Below are 1,205 nucleotides of genomic sequence, written 5' to 3' on the forward strand. Positions count from 1 at the left end.
CACGCACGCCCGATGGTGCAGCGTAATGGCGTTGTGCAGGCGTGGACGGTGCCCGCGCTGACCCCGGAAGCTGGGAACCGGCTGCTGGACGCACTGACTCCCGACGCGCAAACCGTGCTCGATCACAGCTGGCTCCGCCAGCACGGCAGTGATACGCACGGCTACCTCGACGACACTGCGGCTGACGCCTCCGCCCGGATCGCCGCTGCGTGCGACGAGTCTGCGTTCGACGCGGATTCGGAGGTGATGGGCGCGGTTGACGCGGGGGAGATGTACGGCCAGGCGGTCAGCGAGACGATCGGGAGCGTGGGCCTGGTCGCGGGCACCACTGACGACGAGTTGGTCGACATGGCCCGCGAGTTGGAGTCCGACATGCTCGGGGAGAACGTGGTGGTGCTGCGTGCCGAGCAGTGGCTACGAGATCAGCGTGCTGAGCTGCGCACCCGGCGCGAGGAGGAGTTCGACGAGCTGGGGGAGCAGATCGAGGCCGACACGGCCCGGTGGCGAGCGATGATCCCCGAGATCAATGGGTGGCGCTCTCAGGAGCATCTCGCCGAGCGCATCGGGAAATCCCAGAAGACGGTCAGCAACATCATTAACGGGGCGCGCACGCAGGACCCGCCCGGCAGGCGGAACCTGGGCAGCACCACCGATGTGTGGTACGTGCTCGGTCGGGTGTACGCGCTGATCAACGACGCGCTGTCCTCGGACGGAGGGCAGCAGCTCGATCCGCACGCGGTGAAGTTCTACGAGACCCCGAGCAAGGGCGGCTGGCTGCGGCTGTACCAGCAGTACGCCAGCAAGGGCGGCGGGAAGTGGCGCGATGAGATCACGCCGTTGTACGCCCACTGTGGGCACGTGTGGGAGCAGCACGAGAGGTTCCCTGACCAGCAGTCGGAAACGATGTTCCAGACCGGCTACCACCACCAGAACGCCGCACTGTGGGAGCGCCCGCCGTACGTGCCGATGCTCGACGAGCAGTGACTACCCAGACCGACCAGGAAACGAGAGGAATCCATGAGCTACACCGAGTTCACCATTGCCAGCGTCGAGATCTCCCCTGAGCAGCTGGCGGAGGTGTCGCAGAGGATGCGCCCGCCGTACCGAGGGGAGGGAGTCGCCCGAGAAAACGTGTGGATCGACTGGGGGGATGAGTTCATCACCTACGATCCCGAGGACGCTCGGGTGGCAATCGGTGATCCCGA

General features: G+C 66.2%; 2 protein-coding genes. Both read left to right on the forward strand.

The features are described from left to right. The coding region (locus BM150_RS23550) for a helix-turn-helix transcriptional regulator (RefSeq protein ID WP_217641918.1) at positions 1-984 on the forward strand (984 nt) is incomplete at its 5' end. Positions 985-1,017: 33 nt separating this feature from the next. Continuing rightward, positions 1,018-1,205: hypothetical protein (locus BM150_RS23555; RefSeq protein WP_139219661.1), on the forward strand; the 188-nt coding region annotated here is incomplete at its 3' end.

Source organism: Actinopolyspora alba, from assembly GCF_900112765.1.
GTDB lineage: Bacteria > Actinomycetota > Actinomycetes > Mycobacteriales > Pseudonocardiaceae > Actinopolyspora > Actinopolyspora alba.